The sequence below is a fragment of the Providencia sp. PROV156 genome, assembly GCF_028480905.1.
Classification (GTDB): Bacteria; Pseudomonadota; Gammaproteobacteria; order Enterobacterales; family Enterobacteriaceae; genus Providencia; species Providencia hangzhouensis.
Window position 1 is genome coordinate 73,419 of the sequence record NZ_JAMPPE010000018.1, and the last position, 18,877, is coordinate 92,295.

At 42.5% G+C, this 18,877-nt stretch carries 12 protein-coding genes and 1 riboswitch; of the genes, 7 read left to right on the forward strand and 5 right to left on the reverse strand.

Going from position 1 to position 18,877, the window contains the following annotated elements; genetic code table 11:
• Positions 1–157: 157 nt before the first annotated feature.
• The 4 genes from PSF31_RS14175 to rppH form a co-directional block, all read right to left on the reverse strand.
• Entirely contained in the window at positions 158–1,009 is an 852-nt protein-coding gene (locus PSF31_RS14175) for a thymidylate synthase (RefSeq protein ID WP_096864078.1), read from the reverse strand.
• 119 nt (positions 1,010–1,128) lie between these two features.
• Positions 1,129–2,025: a prolipoprotein diacylglyceryl transferase gene (gene lgt, locus PSF31_RS14180; protein WP_036957999.1), complete on the reverse strand. Its 897-nt coding sequence runs from the start codon at positions 2,023–2,025 to the stop codon at positions 1,129–1,131.
• A 162-nt stretch (positions 2,026–2,187) separates the two neighbouring features.
• Positions 2,188–4,434 carry a phosphoenolpyruvate--protein phosphotransferase gene (gene ptsP / locus PSF31_RS14185; protein ID WP_096864077.1) on the reverse strand — a complete coding sequence of 749 codons (2,247 nt, stop codon included), beginning with the start codon at positions 4,432–4,434 and terminating at the stop codon, positions 2,188–2,190.
• Between the two features lie 3 nt (positions 4,435–4,437).
• A complete protein-coding gene (gene rppH / locus PSF31_RS14190; RefSeq protein WP_004257639.1) occupies positions 4,438–4,971 on the reverse strand; it encodes an RNA pyrophosphohydrolase in 534 nt (177 codons plus the stop codon).
• A 112-nt stretch (positions 4,972–5,083) separates the two neighbouring features.
• Positions 5,084–5,181, forward strand: a riboswitch (TPP riboswitch).
• Between the two features lie 58 nt (positions 5,182–5,239).
• Between rppH and thiB the strand changes: the two genes are divergently transcribed.
• From thiB to rluA, 6 genes are all read left to right on the forward strand, one after another.
• Entirely contained in the window at positions 5,240–6,244 is a 1,005-nt protein-coding gene (gene thiB, locus PSF31_RS14195) for a thiamine ABC transporter substrate binding subunit (RefSeq protein WP_096864076.1), read from the forward strand.
• On the forward strand, positions 6,220–7,824 hold the full coding sequence (thiP, locus tag PSF31_RS14200) for a thiamine/thiamine pyrophosphate ABC transporter permease ThiP (RefSeq protein ID WP_096864075.1): 1,605 nt from the start codon (positions 6,220–6,222) through the stop codon (positions 7,822–7,824). Before thiB ends, thiP begins: the two co-directional genes overlap by 25 nt.
• A complete protein-coding gene (thiQ, locus tag PSF31_RS14205; protein ID WP_096864074.1) occupies positions 7,817–8,527 on the forward strand; it encodes a thiamine ABC transporter ATP-binding protein ThiQ in 711 nt (236 codons plus the stop codon). Before thiP ends, thiQ begins: the two co-directional genes overlap by 8 nt.
• A 74-nt stretch (positions 8,528–8,601) precedes the next feature.
• A complete protein-coding gene (locus PSF31_RS14210) occupies positions 8,602–10,953 on the forward strand; it encodes a DNA polymerase II (protein ID WP_096864073.1) in 2,352 nt (783 codons plus the stop codon).
• A 377-nt stretch (positions 10,954–11,330) separates the two neighbouring features.
• On the forward strand, positions 11,331–14,237 hold the full coding sequence (gene rapA, locus PSF31_RS14215; RefSeq protein ID WP_096864072.1) for an RNA polymerase-associated protein RapA: 2,907 nt from the start codon (positions 11,331–11,333) through the stop codon (positions 14,235–14,237).
• A gap of 144 nt (positions 14,238–14,381) precedes the next feature.
• Complete coding sequence (gene rluA / locus PSF31_RS14220) at positions 14,382–15,035, forward strand: bifunctional tRNA pseudouridine(32) synthase/23S rRNA pseudouridine(746) synthase RluA (protein ID WP_094961106.1); 654 nt, start codon at positions 14,382–14,384, stop codon at positions 15,033–15,035.
• A gap of 439 nt (positions 15,036–15,474) precedes the next feature.
• Here the strand turns inward: rluA and djlA are convergent, their stop codons facing one another.
• Positions 15,475–16,290: a co-chaperone DjlA gene (djlA, locus tag PSF31_RS14225; RefSeq protein ID WP_004257658.1), complete on the reverse strand. Its 816-nt coding sequence runs from the start codon at positions 16,288–16,290 to the stop codon at positions 15,475–15,477.
• Positions 16,291–16,468: 178 nt separating this feature from the next.
• Here djlA and lptD point away from each other — a divergent pair, with 178 nt between their 5' ends.
• Positions 16,469–18,844 (forward strand): LPS assembly protein LptD, encoded by a 2,376-nt coding sequence (lptD, locus tag PSF31_RS14230; RefSeq protein ID WP_004257662.1) that lies wholly within the window; start codon positions 16,469–16,471, stop codon positions 18,842–18,844.
• Positions 18,845–18,877: the final 33 nt, after the last annotated feature.

Consider the following 18,877-nt stretch of genomic DNA (forward strand, 5'->3'; position numbering starts at 1 on the left):
TTCAAAATAAATGTAAGAAAGTAAATTAATTATGAACCAAGATAAAATTCATTAAGAAAGATGGGATAGATAAAGGAGGAAAATTGATGATAAGTTAAAAAACGATAATAAGATGGTTTTCCGATAAAACCATCTTAGTAAACAATTTATTCGCTAATCAAACAGTAAACGGATATTTGATAGCCTCATGGCACTGGTACCCTTCGAGAGTAAAATCATCCGAAGTCACCCATGTTTCGAGGTCTTCTAATGACTGAATTTTGGGGTTAATAAACAATGAAGGGGAAGCAAACGGCTCACGTTTTAGTTGGACATCACGCATTAAAGGCAGTTGGTTTTCATAAATATGTGCATTCACAATTTTATGGTAAGCCTTACCTGCTTTATGGCCTGAAATACGAGCCATAAGAGCTAGCAAAACAAAACATTGTACTTGGTTGAAATTTAAACCAAGCGGTACATCACAGCTACGTTGGTAAGATGTTAAATGTAGGGTATCACCTAGCAATGAAAAAGTATGAGTATGCATGCAGGGACGCAAGCAACCCATTTCAAATTCACCAGGGTTATAGAAAGTGATAATTTCTGCGCGGTCATCAATTCCATTTTTTAAGTTATTGACGACTTTTTTCAGCTGATCTAAATGTGTTCCATCTGGGCGTTGCCATGAGCGCCCTTGAACACCATATACGCGGCCCATATCATCCTCACCTTTGCGATAAGGGTTATTCAGCCATGCTTGGTTCTCATTTGCATTGGCATTCCATGTATTACAACCAATTTCACGAAATTGAGCCGCATTGTCGTAGCCACGTAGATAACCAAGAAGCTCAGCTATCGCCGCTTTATAAAAGCTTTTACGAGTCGTAATCAAGGGGAATTGATTATTGCCCACATCATATTCAAGGTCAGCGTTAATAACGGTTAAACAACGAACGCCTGTTCGTTTATTTTCAACCCATTGCCCTTCATCAATAATACGTTGGCATAAATCAAGATACGGCTTCATAGTGACTCTCTTTTAAAAAAATAACTTAAGTGGCTAACCTTTGTCTCGTTGTACTTCATTGCTTTATTTACAAAATAGTTATATTCAACAGACTAAGTTAGCCCCAATAATTGTATTTATTAACTCTTTGTAGGCTCTTTTAGTGGCTTATGGGCTGGCACATTTTTGCCATATTTGTAAGCCCAAACAATCATCAGAACGCCAATAATAATCATCGGAATTGATAGAATTTGTCCCATACTAATACCACCAAATAAACCAAGCTGTGCGTCTGGTTGCCTAAAGAATTCAACAATAATCCTAAATGCACCATAACCAATCAAGAATAACCCGGAAACACTCCCCATTGGACGAGGTTTACGCACAAATAAGTTCAAAATAAGGAACAGAACAACTCCCTCTAAGAACATTTCATAAAGCTGTGATGGGTGTCTAGGTAGCACACCATACTGCTCTAATATGGGTAATAACGAAGGGTCCTGTGCGGCAAGTTGAATATCTTCACTGCGTGAATGTGGGAATAAAAATGCCCATGGCGTATCGAGTGTTACTCGTCCCCATAGCTCCCCATTAATAAAGTTCCCAATACGGCCCATGCCTAAGCCAAATGGGATCAATGGTGCAACAAAGTCAGATACTTGCAGGAAACGACGGCGAGTACGGTGAGCAAACCACATCATGGCACATATCACACCGATTAGGCCGCCATGGAAGGACATGCCACCATCCCAAACCTTAAATAGATATAAAGGATCGTCAAGAAAAACAGGGAGATTATAAAAGAAAACGTAACCTAACCGACCACCGACAAATACGCCAACAAAGCCAACATACAGCAAGTTTTCTACTTCGTTTTTTGTCCAGCCACTATTGGGTTTTGCAGCGCGACGCCCTGCTAGCCAAAGGGCAAAAACAAAGCCAACAAGGTACATAAAGCCATACCAGTGTAACGATACTGGCCCAATCGAGAACATAACAGGATCTATTTCCGGAAATGCTAAGTAGTTGTTACTCATTGTTCCCCACTTTTTAATCATTAAGCCAACTACTCGTCGACTATTACATATTCAACAGGCTTCAATTTGTGAAGCCCCTGAAGCATACAACAAAAAGTATAGTCATTTATACTTGATATTTTTCAAACTAAACCAAATTAAATACTTACATCTTGTTGTAAGTTAAATCCCACCACGTACAAAACCGCCTAAATGGTGTTGCTCCATAAATTCACTCGCCTCTAGCCTGACACTATCACTCGTTTCCGCAGCCAATAACTTAGGTACTAACTGCGACATCAAGGCTGGGTCAAGCTGGCGGATTAAATATTTCATGCGAGGAACACTACGCCCACTCATACTTAAGGAGCGATATCCTAGAGCAATTAATACCATTGCGCTGAGTGGCTGCCCTGCCATTTCCCCACAAACACATACAGGGAGTTGAAGGCGTTGGCACTCTTCACTTACTTTTGCTAAAAAGCGCACAATTGAGGGATGAAGATTATCATATAGCGCCGCTACATGGGTGTTATTACGGTCAACAGCAAGTAAATATTGTGTAAAGTCATTAGTCCCGATAGAGATAAAATCAACGCGTTTTTTTATTTCCGGTAATAGAAATAGCAAAGAAGGAACTTCAAGCATAATACCAATTTGGGGCATCTCAACTGGCATTTTTAATAAAAAACTCACTTCGTCCCTTGCTCTTTTTATCAGCAAAATTGCTTCGTCTATCTCATTAACACTGGTCACCATCGGTAATAAAATACGTAAATTACCTGAAAACATATTCGCCCGTAACATAGCCCTTAGCTGGATTAAAAAAATCTCGGGCTGGTCCAGCATGATGCGAATACCGCGCCAGCCTAAGCTTGGGTTTTCTTCGCTAATTGGCATGTATGGCAACTGTTTGTCCGCCCCTATATCAAGGGTTCTTAACACTACAGGCTTGGTAGGGAAAAGTTGTAAAACTTCTTTATAGAGTTGTTTTTGCTCATCTTCCGAGGGAAAACCATTGTGCAACATAAAAGGCAGTTCAGTACGATACAGGCCAACGCCATCAACCCCTGTGTTAATCTGTTGCTCGTAGCGCGGACTTAAGCCTGCATTAAGGTAAATATGAACTTGTTCGCCGCCTTTAAGTGCTGCATCTTGTTCAAGAGTTCCTTCCGCTAAGCGACTAATAACATTTTCTTCTTCAATGATTTGCTGGTATTCCTGAACAATTAAATTTTCAGGTTCAATAAAGAGCTCACCACGGTAACCATCTAATATTAAATGGCGGTTATGTAATAACGAAGGCTCAATATCCGCCCCCATAATCGCAGGAATTCCCATAGCTCTGATTAAGATAGCTGAATGAGAATGCGTTGCTCCGTCACGCACAACTACACCGGCAAGTTGTTCAATAGGTAACTCAGCCAATACACTAGCACTTAATTCATCAGCAACTAAAATAAAACGTTCTGGCCATTGCTCATTTGCGGTAAGTGAATCATCAAGATGAAATAATAAGCGTTGACCTAATGCTTTTAAATCGGCCCCTCTTTCCCTTAAATAAAGGTCACGCAGGCGAGAAAACTGCTCTACATAATTTTCAATAACTGTTTTAACTGCCCATTCAGCAGTTGCGTTATCATTGATGGCGGCAAACAGATGTTTTTTTAGCTGTGGGTCACTCAGTAAATGATTGTAGAGATCAAATATCGCCGCACTTTCTTTTGCTGAGCTCGCCATAAAACGTTTACTAATACGACGACATTCCGCTGTAGCACTTTCGAGGGCGGCGACAAGGCGTTGTTTTTCTTTGTCGATATCAATAGCGCTTGCTTGAAAAATACTATCTAAAGAAGGTTGGGAACTATCTTGCCATCCATAAGCCATTGCAATTCCTTGTGATACAGGAATCGCTTTAATTCTATTTTGCCGATATTGCCCAAAAATACCTTTTGCTTGTGCTTGCGACAAAATCACGGCGAGTTGCATCGACAACGTTACCATGAAAGATTCTTCGGTTTCATTAAACAGCCGTTTTTCCCGTTGCTGTACGACCAGCACGCCTAATAATTGGCGACGGTATACCACGGGAACACCTAAGAAAGCTTTTAATTGTTCTTCTTTAAGCTGAGGCAGGAATTTATATTGAGGATGTTCACGAATATCGGCTAGATTGAGCATCTCAGACTGGCGCCCTACGGCCCCTACGACACCTTCATCAAAACCTAGACGAATAGCAATCCCGCTAGGTTTTTTTAACCCGCGGGTTGCCATTAAGTAATAGCATTGGCGAGGGTGATCAGCTAAATAAATAGAACAAACGTCTGTTCTCATTGCTTTGCAGGTCTCATTCACCAACACTTCTAGCGCATCAGTCAAACTTGTCGCCATTGCAACTTTTTCGACAATTTCACGTAAACGCGTCAACATAGGCTACTTTGCTCCACGCCTACGGTTATTAAAAGAGGGCCGTTGTGGTAATTTTTGTTCCTGTAAAGGCATAACTACGGGAGCGAATTCTTTCATGACACGCCGATAAACTTCACGTTTAAAAGAAACCACCTGCCTAACAGGATACCAATAACTGACCCATCGCCAGCCATCAAATTCTGGCGATTTACTGCGCTGCACGTTTATATCGGCATCATTGCATTGAAGTTGAAGTAAAAACCAACGCTGTTTCTGCCCAATACAAACAGGTTTTGTATCCCAACGCACCAAACGCTTGGGTAATTTGTAACGTAACCAATTACGGGTAGATGCCAATAACCTGACATCTTTACGCTGTAGCCCGACTTCTTCGTATAGCTCACGATACATCGCCTGTTCCGGCGATTCCCCAGGATTGATGCCTCCTTGAGGAAACTGCCATGAGTGCTGACCATAGCGGCGGGCCCATAAAACTTGCCCTTGCCGATTACAAATTACAATTCCTACATTCGGGCGGTAGCCATCATCATCAATCACAGACTACCTCAATAACCAAATTTGAAAGATGCCTAATTGTTTCACACATACCTAAACTGGTAAACCTATATCAATACAGTTTGCAGATATGTCTGAAGTCACTACAATAGTGAACATCTCAACGGGGTGCCGAACTTATTTCGGCTGAGAAATAACCCGTAGAACCTGATCCGGTTAATACCGGCGTAGGGATTTGAGCCTCCGTCTGCATATCTGCACCGGTTTCTCCTCAAATCCTGTGTCACTATCTTTTAGCGCAGGAAAAAGCATGTTTAAAAACAAAATTATAGCATCGTTCTTTACCTTTGGTGCACTCAGTTTAAGTCAATTAGCATGGGCGGATAAACCAACGCTTACTGTTTATACCTACGATTCCTTTGCCGCAGAGTGGGGTCCAGGACCACAAATTAAAAAAAATTTCGAAGCGCAGTGCGATTGTGAATTAAAAATAGTGGCGCTGGGGGATGGTGTAGCCCTGCTAAACAGACTCAGAATGGAAGGAAAAAATAGCAAAGCAGATGTGATTTTAGGATTAGATAATAATTTATTAGATTCTGCTGAAAAAACAGGCCTGTTTGCTCCTGCCGACATTAATACCAGTGCATTGAAGCTGCCTATTTCGTGGGATAGCTCAACATTCATTCCTTATGACTATGGCTATTTCGCATTCATATATGACACTAATAAAATTAAACAACCACCAACAAGTATGGATGCATTATTAAATAGTGAAAATAATTGGAAAATTATTTACCAAGATCCTCGAACCAGTACGCCCGGACTTGGCTTAATGCTGTGGATTGAAAAACTGTATGGCGACAAGTCTGCGGATGCATGGCAAAAAATGGCAGGCAAAACACTCACCGTAACTAAAGGTTGGAGTGAAGCTTATGGCCTGTTCTTAAAAGGGGAAGGTGATTTTGTACTCAGTTATACCTCATCGCCGGGTTATCAAATGCTTAATGACCAAAAAGATAACTATGCTGCGGCATTATTTAATGAGGGTCACTATATGCAAGTTGAGGTGGCAGCAAGGCTGAAAAATAGCCCACAGCCGGAGCTTGCCAAGCAGTTCTTGCAGTTTGTCTTAACGCCTGAATTCCAAAATACCTTGCCAACAACAAACTGGATGTATCCGGTCATTGATATTCCCTTACCTGAGGTATACAACCAGTTACCTCTACCTGAAAAAGCCTTACAATTTAGTTCTCAAGAAGTGGCCAAAGAACGCCAAAATTGGACTCGTTTATGGCAAACCGCCGTCAGTCGCTAATTAATTTGTCTCTACTACCGGGGGCGTTGGCCTCCGGATTACTGATTACGGTTGCACTTATTAGTTTTGGTGCACTGTGGTTTTTTGCACCTGAAATTTCAATGACTGACATTATTAGCGATAGCTATTTGTGGCATGTGATTGGCTTTACTTTCTGGCAGGCTTTTTTATCCGCTATTTTTTCTGTAATCCCTGCTATTTTTCTTGCAAGAGCACTACACCGCCGTCGTTTTTTTGGGCGAACCCTATTTTTACGCTTATGTGCAATGACGTTGGTTCTTCCGGTGTTAGTTGCCGTATTTGGTATTTTATCAGTTTACGGGCAAACGGGTTGGCTGGCTAAACTTTGTCAATTACTGGGATTTAATTACACCTTTTCACCTTATGGCCTAAAAGGCATTTTGTTAGCGCATGTATTTTTTAACATGCCACTGGCAACACGTATGCTATTGCAATCTTTAGAGAATATCGCTATTGAGCAACGGCAGATTGCAGCACAACTGAGGTTTAATGAGTGGCAGCAATTCACTATTTTAGAATGGCCCTATTTACGGCGGCAAATATTACCCACTGCCGCATTAATTTTCATGCTGTGCTTTGCCAGCTTTGCGACGGTTCTCGCTCTGGGAGGCGGCCCGGCAGCAACCACCATCGAATTGGCTATTTACCAAGCACTTAATTATGATTTTGATTTAGGACGAGCCACCCTTTTGGCGCTCATCCAGCTGTTTTTCTGTGTCGGTTTAATGTTTATCTGCCATAGAGTAAATAGTGTATTTTCAGTGGGGTTTAGCCAACAAGCGCAATGGGTTGACCCCGCTGATAACGCATTTCGTCGTATTCGTGACCTGCTGCTCATTGTCGCTGCCATGTTATTGCTACTTCCCCCACTATTCGCGGTTATTTTCGATGGGTTAAATGGGCAACTTTGGGCGGTATTGCAGCAACCCGCCTTATGGCAAGCCACGGCAACCTCTGTGTTTATTGCACTGTGTGCTGGTACTGTCTGCGTGGTACTTACCTTAATGTTGTTATGGAGCAGCCGTGAATTGCGCTTACGCCAAGCGGCTCGTCTAGGGCAAGCCTTAGAACTTAGTGGGTTAATTATTTTAGCCATGCCCGGTATCGTGCTCGCGACAGGTTTTTTTATCTTTTTTAATGAAACGGTAGGCTTACCTGAATCCCCTTACCCATTAGTTATCATGACTAATGCTTTGTTAGCCATTCCCTATGCGTTAAAAGTATTAGAAAACCCTATGCGAGACAGCGCTGAACGCTATAACCCATTGTGCCAATCACTTGGCATTTCTGGTTTTAATCGTTTCCGAATTATTGAACTTAAAGCATTACGCAAACCTATTTTCCAAGCTCTCGCATTTGCTTGTGTTATCTCAATTGGTGATTTTGGTGTTGTCGCGTTATTTGGCAATGATAACTTCCGCACACTCCCTTATTATCTTTATCAGCAAATAGGGGCTTACCGGTCAAACGATGGGGCTGTTACGGCCATGTTATTGTTATTACTTTGCTTTTGCTTATTTAGCTTGATTGAACGTATCTCAGGAAAACACCATGATTAAATTGACTCAGCTAGATTACCAATACGACAACCTGACAATGTCATTTGATTTTTCTGTTCAGTCCGGTGAGTCTGTGGCAGTTATGGGGCCAAGTGGTGCAGGGAAAAGTACGCTATTAAGCTTGATTAGCGGCTTTCAATTTCCCAAAAGCGGTACAATTGCGCTCAATGGCGAAGACCATACTTTTAGCCCTCCGGCTAAGCGCCCTGTTTCTATGTTATTTCAAGAAAATAATTTATTTTCACACCTGACAATCCGGCAAAACATTGGTCTTGGACTGCAACCCAATTTACGTCTGAATAAAACGCAAATTCAGCGAGTTGAGCAAATGGCGAGCCGTGTCAGCCTGAGTGAATGTTTAGATAGGTTACCGGCACAACTGTCGGGGGGGCAACGTCAACGCGCGGCATTAGCACGCTGCATGATCCGCAATCAACCAATTTTATTACTTGATGAGCCTTTTTCAGCTCTCGACCCTGCATTACGCCGAGAAATGCTGCTATTACTCAGGGAAATTTGTGCAGAAAAATCAATCACATTGTTAATGGTTTCGCATAATGTTGATGATGCTTTACAAATTGCCCCGCGGACACTGGTTATTGCAGAAGGGAATATTGCCTACGATGGTGATACTCAATACCTATTACAGGGACAAAGCGCTGCGTCTGCTTTACTGAGTATCACAAGCGTTTCCAATAATTAGCACTGTATAAATTCACACTATTCGCGTATATTTATCGTAACTATTTTTTATGCAAGTTTTATGCGAGTAGCCTAATGACCCAACTTATCGCTCCAGCAGAAAGAGGCTTTATTCTTAGCCGTCACTGGAAAGACACCCGCCACGGTGTTGAGGTCTCTTATTGGCTACTCACTGATAACCAACCTCAAAAGGTCACTGTTCCCTATCAAAAAGCCATTGGTTTTTTAGCTGAATCTCAATTCCCTCAAGTAAAACATCTATTAGATGAACAACCCAATATTACCTACCGGCTCCTTGGATTAATTGATTTTAAACGCGAAAAAGTCTATGCGATTTATTGCCAGCAATATCGACAATTACAGAATCTTGAAAAAAGCTGCAACGAATTGGGTGTCGAATTATTAGAAACAGATATTCGCCCAAGTGAACGGTATCTAATGGAGCGCTTTATCGCGGCCTCTGTCTGGTTTTCTCGAAATCAGCAAGGGGAGTTTCAACTAAAACCTTGCGAAGGCTACCGCCCCTTAGTCAAAGCTGTTTCCCTTGATATCGAAACCAGCCAACATGGTGAACTCTATTCTATAGGGCTGTCTGGCTGTGGTGACAATGTGGTATTTATGTTAGGGCCAGAACAAGGGCCTGCATTGAGCTCTGAACATCGCTTAATCTATGTGAATAGCCGCCCGCAATTACTTCATAAGCTCAATGAATGGCTTCACCAATACGACCCTGATGCCATCATTGGTTGGAACCTAATCCAATTCGACTTACAAGTATTACAAAAGCATGCTGAGCGTTATGGCATCCCATTATTGTTTGGTCGACAAAACAAAAAATTGGAGTGGCGAGAGCATGGCTTTAAGCAAGGGGTATTTTTTGCCGCTGCTGAAGGCCGGTTAATTATTGATGGTATTGATGCATTAAAAGCAGCAACATGGAGTTTTTCATCATTTAGTTTAGAGTTTGTCGCTCAAGAACTCCTTGGCGAAGGTAAAGCGATTGATACCCCTTATGACCGAATGGATGAAATCAACCGCCGCTTTGCTCACGATAAACCCGCTCTAGCACACTACAATATTCAAGATTGTATTTTAGTCCATCGGATCTTTGAAAAAACCGATTTAATGGCTTTCTTGCAAGAACGTTCAACAGTAACTGGCCTTGCTGTTGATAAAATGGGCGGATCTGTCGCAGCATTCTCACACCTTTATATTCCCCGTCTACACCGCCTTGGCTTTGTCGCGCCCAACCTGACGGAACATAAAATGCAACTGAACCCCGGGGGCTTTGTCATGGACTCCCAACCTGGGCTATATGACTCCGTATTAGTTTTGGATTATAAAAGCCTATATCCTTCAATTATTAGAACTTTTCTCATCGACCCTGCGGGTATGATTGAAGGATTAGCGCATCCAGACCTTGAATATTCTGTTCCTGGTTTTCGCCAAGCTTGGTTTTCTCGTACAACCCACTGTTTACCCGATATTGTCAGCCATATCTGGCAAGAACGGGATAAAGCCAAAAAAGAACATAATGCGCCACTATCCCAGGCGTTGAAAATTATTATGAACGCATTTGCTGGGGTACTAGGCGCTGAAGGGTGCCGTTTTTTTGACCCAAGACTGACTGCATCAATCACCATGCGTGGCCATGAAATTATGCGTACAACCAAACGTTTGATTGAGTCACAGGGTTACCAAGTTATTTATGGGGATACCGACTCCACATTTGTATGGTTACGAGACGCCCACAATGAAGAGCAAGCGCAAAAAATTGGCTTTGCTTTACGTGATTACGTGAATAGCTGGTGGAAAAAACATTTAGCTGAAGAATGGCAATTAGAGGGGGTTTTAGAACTTGAATATGAAACCCATTACCGCCGATTTTTGATGCCAACGGTACGTGGTGCTGAAATGGGGAGTAAAAAACGCTATGCAGGGCTGAGTAAAGACACCATGGTATTTAGAGGGCTGGAAACCATTCGCTCGGACTGGACTCCCTTAGCACAAATATTCCAAAAAGAGCTCTATACCCGTATTTTTTATCGCCAACCTTACCGTGAATATATTCGTGAATATGTGCAAAATATTCGTTCAGGCCAATATGATGACCGTTTAGTTTACCGTAAACGCCTGCGCCGAAAATTGACTGATTACCAAAAAAATGTTCCTCCGCATGTTCGAGCTGCTCGTACCGCTGATGACTATAATTTAAAATTACAGCGCCCTTTGCAATATCAAAATGGTGGTTGGATAAACTATATTATCACTCAGGCAGGGCCTGAACCGCTGGAAATCATCACGGCAAAACCGGATTACGAACATTATATTTCCAAGCAAATCAAACCAATAGCAGATGCTATCTTGCCTTTCTTACAAGATGACTTTGATACCCTGCTAACTGGGCAAATTACCCTGTTGTTTTAAAATTTATTCTACCTTTGATGTTTTTTTAACAGGTGACGATAGCCTTCGGTTGAATTAATATATCGCCCCTTTGGTGTCTCGCACGTCTGGCTACACAAATTATGCGTGATAATCAACAATACTCATTATAATTCAAATAGACTGACTCATTGTCTCGGCCACAAGCCCAGCAAACGCCTTAGTGCTCACTTTGCTGCAATTTGAATAATTAAATGTGTATAATTAATCATCAGGTAACGACTATTTTTAAAATAATTCGAACTCTTCCTTGTGTAACTATTAATGAGCTACACCAACACTGGGCGAAGACACTGATAAAAATTGTCTTAAAAAATCTAAAAAATAAACTCTCAATTTTATGGAATTAAGTTAAATCTATGCCATTTACTCTTGGTCAACGCTGGATCAGCGATACAGAAAGCGAACTTGGATTAGGTGCCGTCGTGGCAATTGATGCCCGAATGGTAACGTTGCTTTTTCCTGCTAGTGGCGAAAACCGCCTTTACTCTAGCAGTGATGCCCCTATTACCCGAGTGATGTTTAATGAAGGTGATACCATTACCAGCCACGAAGGCTGGCAACTTCAAGTTGAAAGCATTGAAGAAGATAAAGGATTATTGACTTACATCGGCACACGTTTAGATACGCAAGAAACCGGTGTGAGCCTTAGAGAAGTGTTCCTCGACAGCAAGCTCACATTCAATAAGCCGCAAGATCGTCTATTTGCTGGGCAAATTGACCGTATGGACCGTTTCGCTTTACGCTTTCGTGCGCGCAAATTCCAAAGCGAGCAAGTCAAACATCAAGCGACAGGCCTACGCGGTATTCGTGCAAGTCTGATCCCACACCAATTACATATTGCCAATGAAGTGGGAAAACGCCACCATCCGCGTGTATTACTCGCTGACGAAGTCGGCTTAGGTAAAACCATTGAAGCGGGGATGATTATCCACCAGCAATTAATGGCAGGCCGTGCAGAGCGCGTCTTAGTTATTGTTCCTGATAGCTTACAGCACCAATGGCTGGTTGAGATGCTACGCCGCTTTAATCTGCGTTTTTCTTTATTTGATGATAGCCGTTACAGTGAAGCACAGCATGATAGTGATAACCCATTTGAAACAGAACAACTCGTTCTGTGTTCACTGGATTTCGTCCGTCGTAACAAGCAGCGTTTTGACCAATTAGTTGAAGCGGGCTGGGATATGATGGTCGTCGACGAAGCTCATCACTTACAGTGGAGTGAGACCGCCCCGAGCCGCGAATATCAAGTTATTGAAACATTAGCTGAAAATATTCCTTCTATTTTGCTATTAACGGCAACACCAGAGCAACTTGGCCAAGAAAGCCACTTCGCTCGCTTGCGTTTACTTGACCCTAGCCGTTTTCATGATTACCAAGACTTTATTGCTGAGCAAGAAAACTACCGTCCTGTTGCTGATGCGGTTTCACTGTTGCTGTCGGGTGACAAACTGACTAATGACCAGCAAAATTTACTTAACGAATTAATCAAAGAACAAGATATCGAACCACTGCTAAAGGCTGCAAATCTTGAAGGTGAAGATGGCAATGCTGCGCGCCAAGAGCTGATCAACATGTTAATGGACCGCCATGGTACTAGCCGCCTGTTGTTCAGAAATACCCGAAATGGCGTCAAAGGCTTCCCTCGTCGTGAATTACATTCGTTAAAAATGCCATTGCCCACCCAATACCAAACCGCAATTAAAGTGGCTGGTATCATGGGCAGTAAAAAAGACGTTGAAACACGTGCAAAAGAAATGCTCTACCCTGAGCAAATTTACCAAGAGTTCGAAGGTGAAAACGCCACGTGGTGGAACTTTGACCCGCGGGTTGAGTGGTTAATGGGCTTTTTGACCGCAAACCGCCATGAAAAAGTGTTAGTGATCTGCGCGAAAGCCGCAACTGCACTACAATTGGAGCAAGTGTTACGTGAACGCGAAGCGATTCGTGCTGCCGTGTTCCACGAAGGGTTATCGTTATTAGAACGTGACCGAGCTGCTGCCTATTTTGCATCTCAAGAAGAAGGCGCGCAGGTTCTATTATGTTCTGAAATCGGTTCTGAAGGGCGTAACTTCCAATTTGCTAACCAGTTGGTGATGTTCGACCTGCCGTTTAATCCAGACTTACTTGAGCAACGTATCGGCCGTTTAGACCGTATTGGACAAAGCCGTGATATCAGCATTCATGTGCCTTATTTAGAAAATACCGCACAATCTGTGTTGATCCGCTGGTATCACGAAGGCTTAGATGCCTTTGAACATACCTGCCCAACAGGCCGAGCTATCTACGATAAATACTACCAACCATTACTGCAATTTATGGCTGAACCGACAGTCACAGAAGGTTTTGATGATTTTATTAAAACCTGCCGTGCAGAGCATGACAGCTTGAAATTACAATTGGAACAAGGCCGTGACCGTTTGCTTGAAATGCATTCAAACGGTGGCGAGTCTGGCAATCTGTTGGCTGAAGAAATTGGTGAAGGTGATAACGATACCGAATTGGTTAACTTTGCACTCAATCTTTTTGATATTGTCGGTATTAATCAAGAAGATAAAAGTGATAACCTGATTATCCTCACACCTTCAGACCATATGTTAGTACCTGATTTCCCAGGACTTCCTCAAGATGGTTGCACCATCACGTTTGATAGAGAGCAAGCACTTTCTCGTGAAGATACGCAATTTATCAGCTGGGAGCACCCTATTATTCGTAATGGTTTAGATTTAGTGCTATCTGGCGATACCGGCAGCTGTGCGGTTTCTTTATTGAAAAACAAAGCGCTGCCTGTTGGCACCTTATTGACTGAACTGATTTACGTTGTGGAAGCTCAAGCACCTAAGAACCTGCAAATTAGCCGTTTCTTACCCGCAACTCCGGTACGCTTATTAATTGATTTAAAAGGTAATAACTTATCATCTCAAGTTGAGTTTGAAAGTTTTAACCGCCAATTAAATGCCATTAACCGCCATATGGCAAGCAAACTGGTCAATGCAGTACAAAATGAGGTTCATTCGGTATTACGCTTATCTGAGCCAATGATCGAAAAAGAAGCCAACGCATTGATAGAGAATGCAAAAGAAGCGGCTGATAAGGCGCTAACGTTGGAGCTTTCTCGTTTAGAAGCACTAAAAGCGGTCAACCCAAATATCCGTGATGAAGAACTTGATATTATTGAGGAAGAACGCCAACAACTGATGACTAATATCGACCAAGCTACATGGCGACTAGATGCGATTCGTTTAGTTGTGGTAACTCATCAGTAGCCGACTTGCTGTGAGTACGCTGTCGCTCATTCAAATAGCTTATTATTAGTAATTTGAATTATAGTAAGCGTAAACTAAAATAGTCACTTATTTCTCCCTCATCTGAGGGAGAAATTATTTAAAAGCTTCGGAGTTACACACGTTATGATGGAACCCTACCAACCTGCTGTTGAACCTTGGTTGCATATACTTTACCAAGATGCTCACATCATTGTGGTGAATAAACCTAGCGGGTTACTCTCTGTTCCCGGAAAAGCGCCAGAGCATCATGACAGCATTATGAGCCGTGTTCAGCGTGATTTTCCCGCCGCTGAATCCGTACATCGGTTAGATATGGCGACAAGTGGCGTCATGGTTGTGGCACTGCACAAAAAAGCTGAACGCGAACTTAAACGCCAATTTAGAGAGCGTGAGCCGAAAAAATTCTATATTGCTCGTGTTTGGGGTCATTTAGAAAAAGAAGAAGGCTTGGTTGATTTGCCGCTAATTTGTGATTGGCCAAACCGCCCTAAGCAAAAAGTGTGTTTCGAAACAGGGAAATCAGCACAAACCGAGTACCAAGTTTTACAATATGAAGAACAAGCCACTCGCGTAAAGCTTTCCCCTATTACGGGTCGTTCGCACCAACTTAGAGTCCATATGTTAGCGTTAGGTCACCCTATCCTTGGTGATCGCTTCTATGCTCACGATGAGGCCAAAGCGCTAGCTACTCGCTTACAATTACATGCTCAGGAATTATACATCACCCACCCTGAATACGGCACGCCAATGCATTTTACCTGCCCACCGGATTTTTAACGGTCTCTAATCGATTGATTAGATTTCAATATTACCAGTGCAGAAATTAACTCACTCTATTTTTGCGCTGATTATTTTCCCGTTTGTTTTTACCCTAAGAACATACATAACTATGTAACTAGGGTTCGCGAGCGCAGCCAACAAAGCGAGATTTTTTGGTTTTTCTTCGTTAACCTGATTTCCCCTAAATAGTTCGTGTTGCAGCTAGGCGGCAAGAGAGCAAATCCTTAGGAGCGTAGATAACTACGTGACTAGGGTTCATGAATGAAGACAACAAAGCGAGATTTTTTGGTTTTTCTTCGTTAGCCTGATTTCCCCTAAATAGTTCGTGATGCAGCTAGGCGGCAAGAGAGCGAATTCCTAGGAGCATACAGTAGTATGTGACTAGGGTTCGCGAGCGCAGCCAACAACGCTGCGGCGCGAAATATGACGGGGAAATTTATTTGAAGCCGAGCTCCTTCTTGACTAAGTCATAAGCTGCTTGGATTGATTGCGCTTTCTGCTTCGCTATTTCCATCATTTCTGGCGGCAAACCTTTCGCAACCAATTTATCTGGGTGATGTTCGCTCATTAATTTACGATAGGCACGCTTAATTTTTGTTGGGTCATCACTCGGGGACACACCAAGGACTTTACAAGCATCTTCAAGGGTTGGGCCATTCGATTGCTGATAATACCCTCCTGATTGCTGCTGAGAGTACCCTTGGCCAAATTGGCGACCACTTTGGATCATATCCAAGAACTGTTCAAACTGAACCTTAGAAATACCTAACTCTTCAGCAATGATAAACAGCACTTTTCTTTCGTTTGGGTGTAGCTGCCCATCTGCAAAAGCTGCCTGTAATTGAATTTCCAGAAACATCTGAATCAAGTCAAAACGGCCATAACAGGCCATACGTAATTGTTTTAATACATCACGTAATGGAAAGTTAGGGGATTTGCCTTCTCTAAATGCTTGTTGAGCCGCTTTTCGTGTTTCTCCGTGTAATTGCATTCTGTCCATTAAATTGGTTGCAAGCTGAATATCTGTCTCGGTTACACGGCCTTTGGACTTCGTTAAATGCCCCAAAATTTGGAAAGTGCTAGCAAAGAAAATAATTTGGCGATCACGCTTATTCATTCTCCCTGCAAATTTACGTTGAATCGATGCTTTATCAAAACCATGCCCAATAATTAACCCAATTAGCGCCCCCCAAAAACCCAATCCAGAGACGATTGCGAGTATAACGCCAATAATTTTGCCCCAATAGTGCATATATCCCTCAATTCTTCAATGCTCAAAATGCAATTTTGCATTATCATACTATTCATTCAGCTCTATGCATAACTACCCGCGCGTAAAGTTTCTTACATTATACTGGCGCAAAGTGGTTGGCTAAGTTAGTCTTTGAGCGTTTGCTGGCGATGCCAATGATGACGGAACCCCATATTTAATGATGAAAAAAAGCTATCCAACACTACTCGCCACCATGGTATGGGCGGCAATTTATAGTCAGCAAGCGCATGCTGACCTTGCACAGCAGTGTATGCTGGGTGTCCCTGTTTACACAAAACCGATTGTAAAAGGTGACCCTAACGACCTGCCGATTCACATTACCGCTGAAGATGTCCGTGGTGAATACCCTAATTTTGTTGAATATGAAGGTAATGTCGATATTCAACAAGGGAACCAAACATTAACCGCTGATAAGGTTAAACTCACGCAAACAGAAACTGCGGGTGAGCTGCCTGTCCGTGAAGTAACCGCCACCGGTAATGTTCACTACGATGACCCACAAATTATCTTAAAAGGCCCTTCTGCGTGGTCTAACTTAGATAATAAAAACACTGATGTGAATGATGGTAACTACATGATGGTAGGCCGTCAGGGACGTGGTGACGCGACGAAAATGAAAATGCGTGGTGAAAACCGTTATTCTATTATGGAAAACGGCACATTCACGACCTGTTTGCCCGGCAATAATAGCTGGAGCGTTGCGGGCTCTGAAGTGATTATCGACCGCGAAGAAGAAGTGGCTGAAATTTGGCATGCACGTTTTAAAGTGGGTGACGTGCCTATTTTCTATAGCCCATATATGCAATTGCCGATTGGTAATAAACGCCGTTCCGGTTTTTTAATTCCGACGGGAAGCTATTCAAGTAACGATGGGCTAGAGTTCTCATTACCCTATTATTGGAATATTGCGCCAAACTACGATGCCACAATTACCCCACAGTTTATGACCCACCGTGGAGTAAAATTAAATAATGAATTCCGTTACCTCATTGCTCCTGGTACAGGCACCGTGGCCTTTGATTTCCTAAATCATGACCGAGCTTATATCAAGGACAAAGAACGTGGTAAGCGTGAAGACCGTGATAGTGATGACCGTTGGTTATTCTATTGGCGCCATTCTGGGACTTATGCAGGGCACTGGAATTTCAGCTCTGACTATACCAAAGTGAGCGACCCTAGCTATTTCACTGACTTTAGTTCCCAGTATGGTAGCACCACTGATGGCTACGCTACGCAAAAATTCAGTGCAGGTTATTCAGATACAAACTGGAATGCAAAAGTTACTCACAAACAATTCCAAATTTTTGCTGATAACCCCAACAAACGTGCTTATAAAGCAGAGCCACAAGTGGACTTCAATTATTATAAAAATAATTTAGGTGCCTTTGATGTGCATACTTACGCACAAGCTGCTCGTTTTACTAGTGTGGGGAAAAATAACCCTGATGCAACTCGCTTACACATCGAACCAGAAGTAAACCTGCCATTATCTAATGGCTGGGCAAATATGAATAACAGCATCAAATTGTATGCGACTCATTACGACCAAGATATCCCACGCTCAAATACAGATAAAAGCTTAGAAAAAAATGTGACTCGTGTTCTGCCAATGTTTAAAAGTGACGCGAAAGTTGTCTTCGAACGAGACCTTTTCCAAGGTAGTGATTTCGTTCAAACATTAGAACCACGTGTCCAATATTTATATATTCCGTATAAAGATCAAGATAATATCAATAACTTTGACTCTTCATTGTTGCAGTCAGACTATAGCGGTTTATTCCGTGACCGAATTTACAGTGGCCTTGACCGTATCGCCTCTGCAAACCAGTTCACCACAGGTGTTACAACCCGCGTGTATGATGATGCTTTAGCTGAGCGGTTTAATTTCTCAGTGGGTCAAATTTATTATTTCGAACGCCCACGTGCGGGTGATTCAAATCGCCCAATTGATGATAAAAGTAACACTGGCTCATTATTGTGGGCCACTGACTCTATGTGGCGAATTGATGATAATTGGGGCTTGCGTGGTGGTTTACAATATGACCGCCGCCTCGGTAATGTCACCATGGGGAATGCGGTTGCAGAATACCGTTTAGATGCCGATCGTTTAGTTCAGTTGAACTACCGTTTCGTTGACCGCGATTATATTCAAGCAACCTTCCGTCGTGAAGATACTGCGAATGGCGGCTATACCTATACGCTGCCTGAATACCAACGTGGTATTTCACAAGTGGGTACTGTAGTTAGTTGGCCATTAAGCGAGCGCTGGGGTTTTGTGGGCTCATATTATTATGATACCAAACAACAGCAACCTGCGAGCCAACTTGTTGGTTTGCAATACAATACTTGCTGCTGGGCGGTCAACCTTGGCTATGAACGTAAGATAGTTGGTTGGCAAAAAGAGAAGTTCAGCAGTGAATATGACAATAAATGGTCAATCAATGTGGAACTTAGAGGCCTAAATAACAATCATAGTTTAGGTAGTCAGAAGATGTTAGAAAGTGGCATTATGCCTTATCAACGTGCTTTCTGATAAAAATAACATAGAGTTACTGTCAATAACTCA

What these genes read in the sequence shown, in the direction of transcription:
- djlA (WP_004257658.1), bottom strand. Translation starts at nt 16,290, where the DNA reads ATGCACTATTGGGGCAAAATTATTGGCGTTATACTCGCAATCGTCTCT.
- thiP (WP_096864075.1), top strand. Translation starts at nt 6,220, where the DNA reads ATGGCAAACCGCCGTCAGTCGCTAATTAATTTGTCTCTACTACCGGGG.
- thiB (WP_096864076.1), top strand. Translation starts at nt 5,240, where the DNA reads ATGTTTAAAAACAAAATTATAGCATCGTTCTTTACCTTTGGTGCACTC.
- lptD (WP_004257662.1), top strand. Translation starts at nt 16,469, where the DNA reads ATGATGAAAAAAAGCTATCCAACACTACTCGCCACCATGGTATGGGCG.
- thiQ (WP_096864074.1), top strand. Translation starts at nt 7,817, where the DNA reads ATGATTAAATTGACTCAGCTAGATTACCAATACGACAACCTGACAATG.
- PSF31_RS14210 (WP_096864073.1), top strand. Translation starts at nt 8,602, where the DNA reads ATGACCCAACTTATCGCTCCAGCAGAAAGAGGCTTTATTCTTAGCCGT.
- rapA (WP_096864072.1), top strand. Translation starts at nt 11,331, where the DNA reads ATGCCATTTACTCTTGGTCAACGCTGGATCAGCGATACAGAAAGCGAA.
- lgt (WP_036957999.1), bottom strand. Translation starts at nt 2,025, where the DNA reads ATGAGTAACAACTACTTAGCATTTCCGGAAATAGATCCTGTTATGTTC.
- rluA (WP_094961106.1), top strand. Translation starts at nt 14,382, where the DNA reads ATGATGGAACCCTACCAACCTGCTGTTGAACCTTGGTTGCATATACTT.
- PSF31_RS14175 (WP_096864078.1), bottom strand. Translation starts at nt 1,009, where the DNA reads ATGAAGCCGTATCTTGATTTATGCCAACGTATTATTGATGAAGGGCAA.
- ptsP (WP_096864077.1), bottom strand. Translation starts at nt 4,434, where the DNA reads ATGTTGACGCGTTTACGTGAAATTGTCGAAAAAGTTGCAATGGCGACA.